The organism is Micromonospora sp. DT81.3 (assembly GCF_049847225.1).
GTDB lineage: Bacteria > Actinomycetota > Actinomycetes > Actinomycetales > Microbacteriaceae > Microbacterium.
Genome location: NZ_JBNCNY010000001.1, coordinates 443,185 through 457,741, shown reverse-complemented (window position 1 = coordinate 457,741; position 14,557 = coordinate 443,185). Strand labels below are relative to the sequence as shown.

Annotated in this window: 16 protein-coding genes; 9 read left to right on the top strand and 7 right to left on the bottom strand. The window is 69.1% G+C overall.

Annotation, left to right across the window (positions count from 1 at the left end):
• Positions 1–77 precede the first annotated feature (77 nt).
• The 4 genes from ACPW96_RS02135 to ACPW96_RS02120 all read left to right on the top strand — a co-directional run bounded on the left by ACPW96_RS02135 (position 78) and on the right by ACPW96_RS02120 (position 3,273).
• Positions 78–734, top strand: a complete 657-nt coding sequence (locus ACPW96_RS02135) for a hypothetical protein (protein ID WP_425819630.1) — start codon at positions 78–80, stop codon at positions 732–734.
• Positions 735–789: 55 nt separating this feature from the next.
• Positions 790–1,761, top strand: a complete 972-nt coding sequence (locus ACPW96_RS02130) for a DUF2382 domain-containing protein (RefSeq protein ID WP_425881850.1) — start codon at positions 790–792, stop codon at positions 1,759–1,761.
• 124 nt (positions 1,762–1,885) lie between these two features.
• Complete coding sequence (locus ACPW96_RS02125) at positions 1,886–2,461, top strand: DUF2243 domain-containing protein (protein WP_425881849.1); 576 nt, start codon at positions 1,886–1,888, stop codon at positions 2,459–2,461.
• A complete protein-coding gene (locus ACPW96_RS02120) occupies positions 2,458–3,273 on the top strand; it encodes a cytochrome c oxidase assembly protein (protein WP_425881848.1) in 816 nt (271 codons plus the stop codon). Before ACPW96_RS02125 ends, ACPW96_RS02120 begins: the two co-directional genes overlap by 4 nt.
• Before the next feature lie 61 nt (positions 3,274–3,334).
• On the opposite strand, the gene ACPW96_RS02115 is transcribed toward ACPW96_RS02120, so the two are convergent.
• Genes ACPW96_RS02115 through ACPW96_RS02105 form a run of 3 tightly spaced genes read right to left on the bottom strand, consistent with a single transcriptional unit; the run spans position 3,335 to position 5,955 of the window.
• Complete coding sequence (locus ACPW96_RS02115) at positions 3,335–4,861, bottom strand: FAD-dependent monooxygenase (RefSeq protein ID WP_425819638.1); 1,527 nt, start codon at positions 4,859–4,861, stop codon at positions 3,335–3,337.
• 42 nt (positions 4,862–4,903) lie between these two features.
• A complete protein-coding gene (locus ACPW96_RS02110; RefSeq protein WP_425819640.1) occupies positions 4,904–5,557 on the bottom strand; it encodes an SRPBCC domain-containing protein in 654 nt (217 codons plus the stop codon).
• Positions 5,554–5,955: an ArsR/SmtB family transcription factor gene (locus tag ACPW96_RS02105; RefSeq protein ID WP_425819642.1), complete on the bottom strand. Its 402-nt coding sequence runs from the start codon at positions 5,953–5,955 to the stop codon at positions 5,554–5,556. Before ACPW96_RS02105 ends, ACPW96_RS02110 begins: the two co-directional genes overlap by 4 nt.
• 150 nt (positions 5,956–6,105) lie before the next feature.
• On the opposite strand from ACPW96_RS02105, the gene ACPW96_RS02100 reads away from it, so the two are divergent.
• Positions 6,106–6,351 carry a hypothetical protein gene (locus ACPW96_RS02100; protein WP_425819644.1) on the top strand — a complete coding sequence of 82 codons (246 nt, stop codon included), beginning with the start codon at positions 6,106–6,108 and terminating at the stop codon, positions 6,349–6,351.
• 182 nt (positions 6,352–6,533) lie between these two features.
• Here ACPW96_RS02100 and ACPW96_RS02095 read toward each other — a convergent pair whose 3' ends face one another.
• Both ACPW96_RS02095 and ACPW96_RS02090 read right to left on the bottom strand, forming a co-directional pair.
• Positions 6,534–7,190 (bottom strand): response regulator, encoded by a 657-nt coding sequence (locus tag ACPW96_RS02095; RefSeq protein ID WP_425819646.1) that lies wholly within the window; start codon positions 7,188–7,190, stop codon positions 6,534–6,536.
• Positions 7,187–8,827 carry an ATP-binding protein gene (locus tag ACPW96_RS02090; RefSeq protein WP_425881847.1) on the bottom strand — a complete coding sequence of 547 codons (1,641 nt, stop codon included), beginning with the start codon at positions 8,825–8,827 and terminating at the stop codon, positions 7,187–7,189. Before ACPW96_RS02090 ends, ACPW96_RS02095 begins: the two co-directional genes overlap by 4 nt.
• A 168-nt stretch (positions 8,828–8,995) precedes the next feature.
• On the opposite strand from ACPW96_RS02090, the gene ACPW96_RS02085 reads away from it, so the two are divergent.
• Both ACPW96_RS02085 and ACPW96_RS02080 read left to right on the top strand, forming a co-directional pair.
• Positions 8,996–10,498, top strand: a complete 1,503-nt coding sequence (locus tag ACPW96_RS02085) for a CitMHS family transporter (protein WP_425881846.1) — start codon at positions 8,996–8,998, stop codon at positions 10,496–10,498.
• A gap of 244 nt (positions 10,499–10,742) precedes the next feature.
• Positions 10,743–11,708 (top strand): aldo/keto reductase, encoded by a 966-nt coding sequence (locus tag ACPW96_RS02080; protein WP_425881845.1) that lies wholly within the window; start codon positions 10,743–10,745, stop codon positions 11,706–11,708.
• A 91-nt stretch (positions 11,709–11,799) separates the two neighbouring features.
• Here the strand turns inward: ACPW96_RS02080 and ACPW96_RS02075 are convergent, their stop codons facing one another.
• On the bottom strand, positions 11,800–12,069 hold the full coding sequence (locus tag ACPW96_RS02075; protein WP_425819652.1) for a GlsB/YeaQ/YmgE family stress response membrane protein: 270 nt from the start codon (positions 12,067–12,069) through the stop codon (positions 11,800–11,802).
• Positions 12,070–12,260: 191 nt separating this feature from the next.
• Between ACPW96_RS02075 and ACPW96_RS02070 the strand changes: the two genes are divergently transcribed.
• Positions 12,261–12,539, top strand: a complete 279-nt coding sequence (locus ACPW96_RS02070; protein WP_425819654.1) for an ArsR/SmtB family transcription factor — start codon at positions 12,261–12,263, stop codon at positions 12,537–12,539.
• Positions 12,536–12,934, top strand: coding sequence for a VOC family protein (locus ACPW96_RS02065; protein WP_425881844.1), 399 nt, complete (start codon positions 12,536–12,538; stop codon positions 12,932–12,934). Before ACPW96_RS02070 ends, ACPW96_RS02065 begins: the two co-directional genes overlap by 4 nt.
• A 27-nt stretch (positions 12,935–12,961) precedes the next feature.
• Here the strand turns inward: ACPW96_RS02065 and cls are convergent, their stop codons facing one another.
• Positions 12,962–14,443, bottom strand: a complete 1,482-nt coding sequence (cls, locus tag ACPW96_RS02060; RefSeq protein ID WP_425881843.1) for a cardiolipin synthase — start codon at positions 14,441–14,443, stop codon at positions 12,962–12,964.
• Between the last annotated feature and the right edge of the window lie 114 nt (positions 14,444–14,557).

Below are 14,557 nucleotides of genomic sequence, written 5' to 3'. Positions count from 1 at the left end.
CCGGGCAATAATACGCGGCCGGTTCGGCCCTGGCAACCATGTGCCCTGGCTTGAAGCGGCGACCTAACCTCGTCCGCATGACTTCTCACACACCAGATCCCAACCAGTCTCGGCAGGTGTATGACGCCGACGCCCGCGACGCGGCGGTGCCGGTGGAAGGCGACGGAACGGCGCGCGGCAGCGTCGTCGAGCGCCAGAAGGAGCGGTACGGCGGCATAAAGTTCGGCTCGGCGTTCTTCGGGTGGCTGACGGCGACCGGGCTCGCCGTGCTGCTCACGGCGCTCGCCGGTGCCATCGCCGCAGCGGTCGGCCTCCAGTCGGAGGGAACCGTGGAAGAGGCCGCGGATGCCGCCGCCGACAACGCCGGAACCGTCGGCATCGTCGGTGCGATCATCGTGGCCGTCGTGCTGCTCGTCTCCTACTACGCCGGCGGCTACGTCGCCGGGCGGATGGCCCGGTTCGACGGGGCCAAGCAGGGTCTCGCCGTCTGGCTGTGGGCGCTCGTGATCGCGGTCGTCGTGGCGATCCTGACGGCGGTCGCCGGCAGCCAGTTCGACATCCTGGCCAACCTGAACAGCTTCCCGCGCATCCCGCTCGATCCGGAGAGCGCCACCCTCACGGGGATCATCACAGCGGTGCTCGCCGCGGTGATCGCCCTCATCGGCGCCATCCTCGGCGGCGTCGCCGGCATGCGGTTCCACCGGAAGGTCGACCGGGTCGGACTCGACCGCTGACACCCGAACTCCCCCCGAAATCCTCGCCTTTCCACTAGGAACAAGAAGGAAGAGCATGATCAACACTGAGAACATCGGCGGACTCATCGGCTCGAACGTCATCGGCTCCGACGGCGACAAGATCGGATCGGTGGGCCAGGTCTACGTGGATCCCGACACGGGACGGCCGAACTGGATCACGGTGCGGACCGGACTGTTCGGATTGCGCGAGTCCTTCGTCCCGCTCGACGCGGCGGAGCAGTCAGGGGACGACATCCGGGTGCCCTACTCGAAGGACTTCGTCAAGGACGCCCCGAACATCGACCACGAGGGAGCGCTCGAAGAAGACGAGACGGACAATCTCTACTCGTACTACGGCGGAGGCACTGCCGGCTACAGCACGGGCACGACCGGCGGCTACCGCACCGGCGATGACACCCCCGGAACCGCGGGCTACACGGCCGCCGCGACCGGCCCCGCCGGCACCGGCGCCACGACCGGCACCCCTGGTACGACCGCGACGGGCGGCGTCAGCGGCGCGGCCGGCACGTCGGGCACCGACGACTACGACACCGGACGCAGGACCGAGGGGTACGACACCGGACGCAGGACCGAGGGGTACGACACCGGACGCAGGACCGAGGGGTACGACACCTCCGGGCCCACCACCGACGACGCGATGACCCGCTCCGAGGAGCGGCTGCACGTCGGCACCGAGCAGGTGCAGACGGGTCGCGCCCGGCTGCGCAAGTACGTGGTCACCGAACAGCAGAACGTCACGGTTCCGGTGACGCGCGAAGAGGTGCGCGTGGAGCGTGAGCCCATCACCGACGCGAACGTCGGCAACGCCATGAGCGGTCCCGACATCAGCGAGGAGGAGCACGAGGTCGTCCTGACCGAAGAGCGCCCCGTCGTGGAGAAGGAGACCGTTCCGGTGGAGCGCGTCCGCCTCGACAAGGAGACCGTCACCGAGAACGAGACCGTCACAGGAGAGGTCCGCAAGGAGGAGATCGAGATCGAGGGCGACTCCACCACCCGCGACCGCTAGCGGCACCCCCGACGCGGGGCGTGGACCCGCCGCCGAAGGCGCAGGGCCGCCTGATCGCTTCGATCAGGCGGCCCATTCCTGCATCCACCCACCACCGGTACCACCGAACGAGAACGGACGCGCGATGGCGCAACCAGCAGGCGACGGATCGACGGCCCGCGACCGGCCGGGAATCGTGCTGCCCGGCTTGCTGCTCGGGATCGGGCTCGGAGGATTCGTCGACGGCATCCTCCTGCATCAGGTGCTGCAGTGGCATCACATGCTCACGAGCTCGGCCACCGCGAACATCCCCATCGGGGACTACCCGGCGACGACCGTGCACGGCCTGCAGATGAACACGCTGTGGGACGGCCTCTTCCACGTCGTCACGTGGCTCGCCGTGCTCGCCGGGCTCGGCATCCTGTATTCGCGTGTCTCGCACGCGCGCGGGCGCCTCTGGCGATCGAGGGTGCTGTGGGGCTGGATCATCGCAGGCTGGGGGGTCTTCAACGTGGTCGAGGGCATCATCGACCACCACGTCCTCGGCATCCATCACGTGATCAGCGGCCCATACCAGACCGTCGCCGATGTCGCCTTCCTCGGGCTCGGCGCGCTCCTGATCACCGGCGGGTGGCTGCTCCAGCGCTCGGGCAGAGCCGATGCCGCAGGCGACGCAACGGCCGTGCAGGTCGCGGACGTCGAGGCGCGGCGTTCGGGATGAACCCGCACCTCCATCCGCAGGTGACCGGTACGGAAGCGGCCGTGCCGCTGGCGGTCGCGTGCGCGGTGGCCGCGCTGTACCTGATCATGGCCCTCCGTGCCCACCGCGACCCACGGGGGTGGAATCTGTGGCGCACCGCCTCCTTCTTGGCCGGCATCGCGCTGGCAGCTGCGGCGTTCGCTTCCGCCTCGCCGTTACCCCCTGGCGACTTTCGCTCGCACATGCTGCAGCACCTGATGATCGGCATGTACGCGCCGCTCGCCCTCGTCGTCGGCGCGCCCGTGACGCTGGTGCTGCGGTCGGTGCCCGTGCCGGCCGGGCGGGTGATCGGGCGGGCGCTGAACTCGCGACTCATGGCCCTGCTCTCGCATCCGATCGTCGGCCTGCTGCTCGCGGTCGGTGGGATGGCGGTGCTCTACTTCAGCCCGCTCTACACGGCGACACTGACGTCGCCGCTGTTGCATCACGCGGTGCACGCGCACTTCCTGCTGGCCGGCTACGTGTTCGCGTACGCGATTGCGGGACCGGACCCGGCTCCGCACCGACCATCCGTGCCGTTCCGGCTCGTCGTGCTCGGCATCGCGATCGCCGCGCACGCGTCGCTCGCCCAGCTGATCTACGCGGGCGCCCTCGTGCAGGTCGAGGCGCCGGCGGTGCAGCTGCGCGGGGCCGCCGACCTCATGTACTACGGCGGGGACATCGCGGAGCTGCTGCTGGCCGTCGCGATGGTCAGCACGTGGCGGCCCCTGCGTGCCGCCGGCCCCGCCCGACGACCGGCGGGAGCGACGGCGCCCGCCTCGCCGTCGCGGTGAACAGTCGCAAGGGAAGGGCCAGTGGGAATATATGCCGGATGATGCCTAGATGAGCGTTGCCTCATAGAGCGAACGGCAGAGCCCTGCGGATCCCCTCGACGGCCCCGGACAGAGGTCCCGCTGCCGCCACGAACCCGTCCGGGCGCACGAGATAGCACGTACCCGGCCGCAGCCGATCGTTGCGAAGTTCCGGAAAATGCATCACGGGCAGGGGGACGTATCCGCGCAGCCGCTCGAGGGCGGGGGCATCCACGGCGCCGTACAGGTGCACCTGCCATCGCATGCCGCGGAGTGCTTCGTAGTTGTCGCCGTTCCACGGCAGGCGCCGTCCGACCACCCTGCCTCGGCTGCCACGGGAGGTCACCCTCTCGCGCTCACTCATCCAGTAGTGGATGCGGGTCTGGGACAGGTATTCGAAGAGCCGGGACGCCCGCCGGGCGCGCGGCACGACGGCCGCGCCGACCGGCGCGAGCACGCGCAGCACACGCCGGCGGAGGAATCGCGGCCCTCTCTTGACCGAGGTGACGAACCCGAAGAGCGTGTCGGTCGTGCCGACGAGGCGCCGGGCTACGGGCATCCGCTCGGCCTCATACCGGTCGAGGTATGCGTCGGGTGCGCCCCTTCGGAGCACGTCTGCGATCTTGCATGCGAGGTTGTGGGCGTCCTGCAGCCCGGTGTTCATTCCCTGTGCTCCGACGGGGGAGTGCACGTGCGCGGCGTCGCCCGCGAGGAACACCGGCCCCTGCCGGAAACGCTCGGCGACGCGGTGATGCACGCGGTAGGTCGAGAACCAGAGCGCGGACTCGTACGTGACTCCGAAGACGCGCTCGAGCGTCGCACGGACGGGGGCCTCCGTCACGTCCTCATCGGCGGCAGTGCGGACGACTCCGATCAGGCGATGGTGCCCGGCACCGGTCATCGGGAAGGCGAGCAGGAACTGGGTGTCACCGAAGCGGAGGTTGACCGCGTGCGGCACGAGGCCTTCCACGGCCGCAGCATCGGCGACGTAGAACGTGTGCTCGTTCGTCACCCCCGTGAACGGGATGCCGGTCGCCTCGCGCACGGGCGACGAGGCGCCGTCGGCTCCGACGCAGAATCGCGCCGTGATCGTCAGGGTGCCGACGGCGTCGGGATCGGAATCCGTCTCGCAGACGACGCGCGCACCGCCGTCCTCCGTCCGCACGACCGAGACCATCCGGCACCCCCAGCGCACCGCCGCGCCGAGCGCTTCCAGGCTCTCGGCGAGCAGCCGCTCGTTCTTGCTCTGCTCGAGCACGTACAGGCGAGGGAACGGCGTGACACCCGTGGCGAGCCGCCGAAGGTCGACCGCGCTGAATCGCGTCTTCTCGAAGCCGGGCACGAGCGCACCCACGAGTTCGGCCTGTTCGAGCACGCGCGCGGCGAGCCCGAGCTGATCGTAGATCTCCATCGTGCGCGCCTGGAGGACGAGCGCCCTCGACTCACGTGTGGGGCCGGCCTTGCCGTCCACGATCACGCAGGACACGCCCAGCTTCGCCAGGCAGTTGGCGAGCATGAGCCCGGTCGGACCGGCGCCCACGATCACGACGTCGGTGTCGAGATTCTCCATGCATTCACTATCGCGCCCTTGCGCGAGAATGTCAGGGGCGGCTCAGCTCTCCACTTCCTCGGCGGGGGCGAACTGGCTCGTTGCGAAGGCGACCGCCGCGTCGAGGTCCTCGTCGCTCGTGCCCCACGCATCCTGTACCGGGCGCGCCCACGCGCGGCAGCTTTCCGCGGCGAACTCCCTGACCTCCGCCGTGTCCTCCCATGTCGCCGGGTCGAAGTCCGCGCCCCCGAGGTGCAGGTCGAGGCCGAGCAGGGCGATGTCCCAGCCGCCACCGATGCCGATCGTACCGCCGGGGCCATATGCCTCGACCAGCACGTCGACGATCTGGGCGGGCGACGAATGCTCGAGTTCCAGCACGGTCCCGCCTTCAGGGGCGGGGGAGAGGCGGAGCGCGACCTCGGTGTCCATCCCCTCGCCGAGCGACCACGTGACCTCGAGGTGCTGCGGCGCATCGCAGCGCTGCACCACCCCGCCGGCGTTGCCCTCCAGTCGGAACGCTCCACCGAGGCGCAGGTCTCCCGTCACGGGACCGAGCCACCGGCCCAACCGCTCGCGCGACGTGCAGGCGTCCCAGACGTCCTCGATCGGTGCGTCGTAGGTGCGGCGCAGCAGCAGCGACCGCCCATCGCCCGTGCTGAGAGGTGCGTTGCCGATCTCGCGGTGCGTGGCGTTGATCTGGTTCACGATGTCGATCACGGGTGGTTTCCTTCCTCGTTGTTCTCGCTCTTGTTCTCGTTCTTCTTCTCCTGCGGACGCCGTGCGGCCGATGAACGGTGCGCCCTCGAGCCGCGCGCCAGCTCGGTTGCGAGCGCGTCGAGGTGCTGGGTCCAGTACCCGCGGAAGTGGTCGAGCCACACGTCCGCCTCCTGCAGCGCTTCCGCTTCGACGGCGTAGAGCCGGCGGGTTCCCTGGGCGCGGACGCGTGCGAAGCCCGCCTCGCGCAGCACCCGCAGATGCTGCGATACGGCGGGCTGGGAGATCCCGAATTCCGAGCGGATGACCTCTGTCACGGCACCGGCCGCCTGCTCGCCATCGGCGAGCAGTTCGAGGATGCGCCGGCGAACCGGGTCGCCGAGCATGTCGAGCGCGTGCATGACGACACCTTATCAATGGCGACTTATATAAGGCAATACTGATGATGAGTTGGCGCTACTCGCGCCGGGAGCGCGTGGCAATCCCCTCGCCGGTGTGCCCTGCGCGCCGTAGCCTCGGCGCAAGGGGAGACCGAGCAAGAGGAGAGCACCATGTCAGGCACACAGGATGCAGGGTCGGACCCCATCGAAGACGGATCTCTCGAGGCGTTCGACATCGAGAGCCCGGACGCCGTGGGGAGCGGGAGCGGCCCCTCGGAGGACGACGAGGCCACCGAGAAGCCGGGCGGCTTGGGCGAGGACGGCACGATCCCCAGCAACCCCAACGGCGTGGCCGCCGGTCACACCGGAGAGCAGTCGACGTTCGAGCCGGAAGAGGACGAAGAAGCGGACCTCTGACAGCGGCACCGCCGCCGCGGCGGCGAAGCCGATGTCATCCGGCGCTTCGGCATTCCGGCGCGGATGGGGCGCGGCGTGGCGGGCGGTTCGCGCTGCAGTTATCGTCGGGCGCTGCGTGAACCTGAGCCGCGCGCGCAGGAAACAGCCGCGCGAAGCGCGGACGGCGGGGCGCTGGCGCCCCGTCACTCCGGAACGCGATACCGGTGCTCGGGGCGCCCGGTCGATCCGTACTTCAGCGAGACCTCGACCGCCCCGCGGGTCGCCAGGGAGGCCAGATGCCGCTGGGCTGTCGCGCGCGAGATGCCCGCTCGTGCGGCCACGTCCGCGGCCGAGGACTCCTCGTCGCCGAGCAGTTCGAGGATCAGGCGCTCGGTCGTGGAGCGCGTGGTCGGCGCCGCACCGCCGTCCCGGGCATATAGGACCCGCTGCGCACGCTCGATGCCTGACTGATCGAGCCGGCGCTCGCTCGGCAGCAGGTTCAGGAACCGGCGGTACGCGTCCAGCCGTTCGGCCAGCACCGCGGGCTCGAAGGGCTTGACGAGGTAGTCCCAGGCGCCGGCGCGCAGCGCGCGGCGCACGGTCGCACCCTCCGACGCGGCGCTGATCACCATCGCATCGACGTCGAGCTCCGACACGAACTCGATGCCGTCCCCGTCGGGCAGGTACACGTCGCAGATCACCAGGTCGGGCGCCTGGTCTCGCACGGCGGCGCGCGCGGAGCGCACCCCGCGCACCGGTTCGAGCGCCGTGAAGCCCGCTCGGCCGGCGACGATGTCGCGGTGCAGCCCGCCGACGTGGAAGTCGTCGTCGACCACGAGCACGCGGATACTGTCGGTCATGACGGGTGTCCTTCCTCGAGACGCGCAGCGGATGCCGCCCGCATGACCCCCGGCATCCGTGCGCAGAACACCGCACCATGGCCGTCGTGCCCGCCGGCGTCCGCGAGCCACACCACGCCCCCGAGGCGGGTTGCGATCTCGTGCGCGAGCGGAAGACCGATGCCATGGCCGTGCACGGCATCCGGATCCGCCGGCTGGCGCCGCGTCGGCGAAGGGATGCCGCCATCCGGCATGCCGGGTCCGGAGTCGGTCACCGTCGCCACCAGGGTGTCGGCTTCGTCGAGCAGCTCGACCTCGACCCACCGGGGTTCCCGCCCCCGCACCGCCGCCGCGACGGCGTTGTCGATCAGGTTGCCCAGCACCGTGGCGACGTCCTCCGGCAGGTCGACCACCCCGAGCACCAGCGAGTCATCGCCGACGCGCAGCCAGACCCCTCGTTCGGCGGCATGGACCGCCTTGGCCTCGAGGAACGATTCGAGGAACGGCTCGCCGAGATCGTGCAGCGTCGGGGCACCATCATCCGCCACCTCCCGGATGCCGTCCAGATACGTGCGGGCGTCTGCCACGCGCCCCGCGTCGATCAGTCCCGCGGTGACGTGCAGCCGGTTCGCGAACTCATGGCGCTGCACGCGCAGCGCGTTCGTCATCGCCGCGACGGTCTCGAGTCGCTCGGTCAGGCCGACGATGTCGGTGCGATCCCGGATGATGGCGATGAGGCCGAGGTCGCGTTGCCCGCGCGACACGGGGTGCGTGTCGATGAAGACCACCCGCTCCCCGAGCGGCAGGGGCTCGGCGCCCGAAGCGGGCGACAGGATCGCATCGCGCACCGCAGCGGGAAGGTCCAGGTCGCGCACCTTGCGGCCGACGAGGTCGCCCGCTCCGAGGAGGGCGACCGCGGTGCTGTTGGCCACCGTCACGGTGCCCTCGGGGTCGGAGGCAAGCACCCCGTCTCCCACCCCGTCCAGCACGGCCGCCTGGTTCTGCACCATCCCCGCGAGCTCCTCGGGCTGCACGCCGAGTGTGAGGCGCTCGAGCCGGCGTCGCAGCACGAGCGAGGCGAGAACACCCACCGCGACGGCGGCCAGCGCCGCGATGACGATGCCCACGATCAGCACCGGCAGCTCTCCGAACACGCTCGCACGGGCGAAGCCCACGCTCACCTCCCCGACAGGTTCGGTGCCCCCCGGTTCACGGACCGGCACCTTCGCCCGGGCGGATTCGCCGAGCGTGCCCGAATCCCATCCGACCGTCTCGCGACCGGCGAGTGCGTCCTCGAAGCTCGTGCTCACCACTTCGCCCAGGCGGTCCGGATCCGGGTGCGCGAGGCGGATCCCCTGATCGTCCGTGATCACCACGAAGAGGGCGCCGGTGCGCTCCTGCACGTCGGCGGCGAGCGACTCCAGCGCGCCGCCGCGAAGCTCGACCGCCGCCGGCGTCCCCGGTTCGGCGGAGATGCGGGCCACCTCCGCGCGCACGTCGCCGTCCACGGCGACGGTGCGGGCGATCGAGAGGGCGGACGACTCGGCCTCCGACCTCAGCTGCTGCACGCCGAGCCAGACGAAGACCGCGGTGCACACCGCCACGACGGCCGTGACGCAGGCCAGCTGCAGGACGAGCACCTGAGTTCCGAACCGCATCACCGAACCCCTCGCGCCGTGGTCGTGAGCGAAATGCGCAGAACTCACGATATGCGCAATAGGTGCATCAAAGCGAGATACCGGATGCCGCGACCGCCGCCCGGCTAGCTTCGTGCGGAACACCCACCGGTGGCTTTTCGGCCACTGCCACGAGACAAAGGAGTCGACGTGCTCGTCATCCTCGGATTCACCATGATCCTGACCTTCATGGTCCTGATCATGACCCGGCGCCTGACCCCGATGGTCGCGCTGATACTGGTCCCGACGATCTTCGGACTGTTCGCGGGGGCAGGGCTCGGCCTCGGCGACATGGTCATCGAGTCGATCGGCGACCTCGCCCCGACGGCGGCTCTGCTGATGTTCGCGATCATGTTCTTCGGCATCATGATCGACGTCGGCCTGTTCGACCCGCTCATCCGCTTCATCACCCGCTTCCTCGGCAACGACCCCGCGAAGGTCGTGCTGGGCACCGCTATCCTGGCGGGCGCCGTGTCGCTCGACGGCGACGGGTCGACGACCTTCATCATCACGACATCCGCGATGCTGCCCATCTACCTGCGCCTGGGCATGAGCCCGGTCGTGCTCACGTGCGTCGCCGGCCTGATGAACGGCACGCTCAACATCGTCCCGTGGGGCGGTCCCACCGTTCGGGCGGCCTCGGCCCTCGGCGTCTCGCCGACCGACATCTTCGTGCCGATGCTCCCGTCGCTGGCGACCGGCCTCGTCGTCTCCCTCGTGTTCGCCTGGATGCTCGGACTGGGCGAGCGCAAGCGCATCGGTTCGCTGGAGTACTCGCCGGCCGCCGCCGCCGAAGGCGCAGCCGCCACTTCCGGCGACCCCGGTTCGTCGCGCTGGCGCCGGATCTTCGGCGGCACCCGGGTCGTGCGGGGCACCGAGGTCAAGCCGGGCGCGCTGGCGACTCTGTCGACCACCGGCATCGTCACCGTCCGCGGTGACCGGCCGGCTCCGGCCGGTGCCGTCGTCACGGCGGTGGAGGACCAGCACGACACGATGATGGCCGACACGATGCTCCACCCCGACCGCCCGACGCTGCGCCCCAAGCTCATCTGGGTGAACTTCGCGCTGACGATGGCCGTCATGGTGCTGCTGGTGCTCGACCTCATGCCGCTGCCCTACATCTTCATGGTCGGCACGGCGCTCGCGCTCGTTCTCAACTTCCCGAAGCTGCGCAGCCAGGCGGACGAGATCGTCGCGCACGCGCCGAGCATCGTGGGCGTCGTCTCGATGGTGCTCGCCGCCGGGGTGCTGGTCGGCGTGCTGAACGGCACCGGGATGGTCACCGCGATGGCGGACTGGGTCGTTCAGATCGTGCCCCCGTCGATGGGGCAGTACTTCGCGGTCATCACCGGGCTGCTCTCCATCCCGATGACGTTCTTCATGTCGAACGACGCCTTCTACTTCGGCATCCTCCCGGTGCTCGCCGAGAGCGCCGCGGCCTACGGCATCGACCCGGTCGAGATGGCGCGCGCGTCGATCGTCGGCCAGCCGGTGCACCTGCAGAGCCCGCTCGTGCCGGCCATCCTGCTGCTCGTCTCCCTCGCCGCGGTCAACCTGGGCGACCACCACAAGAAGGTCCTGTGGCGCGCGACCATCGTCTCGCTGGTGATGCTCGCCGTCGGCGTGCTCGTCGGCTCCATCCCGTTCGGGTAGCGCTTCGCGCTGCACTTCTCCCCGCCCGCCGCGGCAATCGGTGCCGCGAGCGGCGGAAACCGCAGCGCGAACCCGGATGCCGGAACCGCACACCCCGGAGGCCCTGCCGGTACAGGTACCGACAGGGCCTCCCTCGTGGGCGCAGGCCCGCCTAGGGTCGAAACCGACGGCTCGGAGACGCAGTGGGGCGAGCACGTGACCGACGACGAACACCTCGCCAACCGGAACGGATGAGGAGCACACGATGGAATACACACGACTCGGCAACTCGGGGCTGAAGGTCAGCCGCATCGCCCTCGGATGCATGAGCTTCGGCGACACATCCAAGGGCTTCAACGAATGGGCGCTGGATGACGAGGGCGCCGAGCCGCTCTTCCGGCAGGCCCTCGACCTGGGCATCACCTTCTGGGACACGGCGAACGTCTACGGCTTCGGAACCTCGGAGGAGATCGTCGGGCGTGCCATCGACCGCTACTCGCGCCGCGAGGACATCGTGCTGGCGACGAAGGTGCACTTCCCCATGCACGGCGGACCGGGCGGATCGGGACTCTCGCGCAAGGCGATCATGGAGCAGATCGACGCGTCGCTGACCCGCCTCGGCACAGATTACGTCGACCTCTACCAGATCCACCGCTTCGACCCCGAGGTGCCGGTCGAGGAGACGATGGAGGCCCTGCACGACATCGTGAAGGCCGGCAAGGTCCGCTACCTCGGCGCATCCGCGATGGATGCGTGGCAGCTCGCCAAGATGCAGTACACCGCCGACCTGCACGGCTGGACGCGGTTCGTCTCGATGCAGGACCAGTACAGCCTGCTGTACCGCGAAGAGGAGCGCGAGATGTTCGGGCTGCTCGCCGATCAGGGGGTCGGCAGCATCCCGTACAGCCCGCTCGGGAAGGGGCGCCTCGCGCGCCCGTTCGGCGAGCACACGACGCGCTTCGACAACGATCCTGTAGGCCGCCGCCAGTTCGGCGACGGGGACGAGGGGATCATCGGGGCGGTCGAGTCGATCGCCCGGGATCGGGGGATCCCCATGGCGCAGGTCGCCCTCGCCTGGGTGCTGCGCAACCCGGTCATCTCGGCGCCGATCGTGGGAGCGACGAAGCCGCATCACCTGCCGGATGCCGTGGCCGCGCTCCAAGTGCAGCTCACCGACGACGAGGTCACCGCCCTGGAGGCGGGATACACCCCGCACGAGCCGATCCGGTAGATCGCTCCCAAAATCGCGCCGCGCCGGCGCCCGGACGCACAGAAGGCGCCTGCGGATGCACTTTCATCCGCCGGCGCCTTCTGCAGGGTTGTTACGCCTTGGTGCCGCGACGGTTCACGATCAGGCCGTAGATGAGCAGCACGATGATCGCGCCGCCGATCGCGAGCAGCCACGTGGAGAGGTCGAAGAAGTTCTCCAGGCCGGTGCCGAACAGCACGCTGCCGAGCCAGCCTCCGAGGAGGGCACCCACGACTCCGAGGAGCAGGGTGATGAGCCATCCGCCACCCTGCTTGCCGGGCAGGATGAGCTTTGCGATGGCGCCGGCGATGAGGCCGAGCAGCAGGAATCCGAGGAAACTCATGGTCTCTCTCTCTTTCTTCTTCTGTTGTGAGGACACAGCCCGGTCGCCCGGGCTCGCCACAACGCCATGAAGCGATGCGGGCGTTGCCGACTGTACCCTCTGCTGTGACTTTGGTGACAACCCCTCGCCGCGACACGGTCGATCTGATATGGCGATTGACATGCAAGTATCCACTTGCCTATCCTGTGTTCGTGACCGACGTCTTCAAGGCTCTCGCCGACGAGACGCGGCGCACGATCCTCGACGAGCTCGTCGAGCGGGATGACCAGACCCTGTTCGAGCTGTGCGCGCGCCTCGCCATGAAGCACGGGCTCACGAGCTCGCGGCAGGCCGTCTCGCAGCACCTCGAGGTGCTCGAGAGCGCCGGTCTCGTGCACAGCGAGAAGCGAGGCCGCAGCAAGTTCCACACGATCGACACGGCGCCGCTGGCAGCGGTCGTCACCCGTTGGCCACTGAAGGAGAACCCATGAGAATCACCAGCCACAGCATCTTCGTCGACGATCAGGATGCGGCGATCGCCTTCTATCGTGACCACCTGGGCTTCGTCGTCACCGCCGATTTCCCGGTCGGCGAGCACCGCTGGATCACGCTCGCCGACCCCGAGAACGCCACGGGCACGCAGATCGTGCTCGAGCCGAACGACCACCCCGCGGTGCCCGCGTTCACGAGCGCCCTGGTGGAGGACGGCATCCCGTTCACCTCGTTCGGCGTCGAGGACGTGCAGGCCGAATACGAACGGCTCACGGCGCAGGGCGTCGTCTTCACCCAGCCGCCGACGGCGATGGGACCCGTGATCACCGCCGTGCTCGACGACACCGTCGGCAACCTCATCCAGCTCGCCCAGATGGTCGAGCAGCCGAGCTGACGGTCGACACCGCCGGGGCAGTCGCGACTAGTTGACTGCGGAGGTGAGGCGCGCGACGCCGTCCAGGAACGTCGCCTTCGCCGGTTCCTGCTTCCACTGCTCGAGGGTGAGTTCCCGTCCGGCGTCACGGTACCCCTGCTCGACGGCACGCATGTCGCGCACGAACGATTCGCCGAGCACCATCAACGACGATTCGGAGTTGAGGCTGAACGAGCGGATGTCCATGTTGCTCGACCCGATCACGGCGATGTTGTCGTCGATCGAGAAGTGCTTGGCGTGCAGGATGTACGGCGCGGGGTAGAGGAAGATGCGGACCCCCGCCTCGAGCAGCTCACCGTAGTAGGACCGCTGTGCGTGGTACACCAGTCCTTGGTCCCCGATCTCGGAGACGAACAGCTGCACGTCGAGGCCGCGTTGGCACGCCGTCGTGATGGCGTAGATCATCGGCTCGTCGGGCACGAAGTACGGGCTCGTGAGGATGACCTTCTCCGTTGCTCCATGGATCAGCGACAGGAAGAGCCTCAGGCCGTTCTCGGTGCCGTAGCCGGGCCCGCTCGGCACGACCTGGCAGACGAGCGAATCCGGTGACGGGTCCGCGGCGACCTGATTCGCCGGCACGTGCTCCTCGTCCACGAGGAGCACGTCGGTCTCGATCAGCCAGTCCGACAGGAAGATGGCGTTCACCGCCGCCACGGTCGGACCCTCCAGGCGGGTCATCAGCTCCTGCCACTGCAGCCCGCGCTTGATGTTCTTCGGCGAGTCGTAGTTGCGGTTGATCAGGTTCTGCGAGCCCATGAAGGCGACCCGGCCGTCCACCACGACGAGCTTGCGGTGGTTGCGCAGGTCGGGGCGCTGATACTTGCCCTTGAACGGCATGACCGGCAGCATCCACGCCCACTTGACTCCGATGCGGTCGAGTTCTGCGAACGTCTCCTTGCTCCTGGGGACCTTGCCCGATGACAGGTGGTCGGCGAGCAGCCGCACAGAGACGCCCCGGGCCACGGCCCGCTCCATCGCGCTGAAGAACGCGCGGGTCGTGTCATCCCACGCCACGATGAAGAACTCGACGTGAACGAAGCTCGTCGCGGTGTCTATCTCCGCCGTCATCGCATCGATCGATCCCTGATAGTCGCCGATCAGCGTCGCCTTGTTGCCCCCGATGGCCGGCAGGCCGGTCAGGAGCTCATTCTGCTGCGTCACCCGTTCGAACCACCGCGGCCAGTCCCGGTCGGGCGAGGGCAGGTCGCGGCCGGCCGCTCGCTCCTGGATGATCCCGTTGATGCGAGCCTGCTCGTTCCGCCGCTTCGCCGGCAGCTTGAAGTTGCCGATGAGCAGGTAGAAGAGGAGGCCGAACAAGGGCAGCAGGATGATCAGCAGGATCCACGCCATGGCCGCGGTGGGCTTGCGGTCGCGAGGGATGAAGATCAGCGCGCCGATCACGATGGCAGCCTGGATGAGAATCGCGATCCAGGCGAGGTTGGGTCCGAGCACGGCGCCTAGAGCGTTCACGCGAGTCCGATCGTCGGAGGGGTTCGTCCGCTCCGAAGATGGACGGCGAGGTGCCCTCAGAGTATTGGATCCCCTGAACCCGGGCTTCACCCAGAATGCACGATCCGCCGGGTC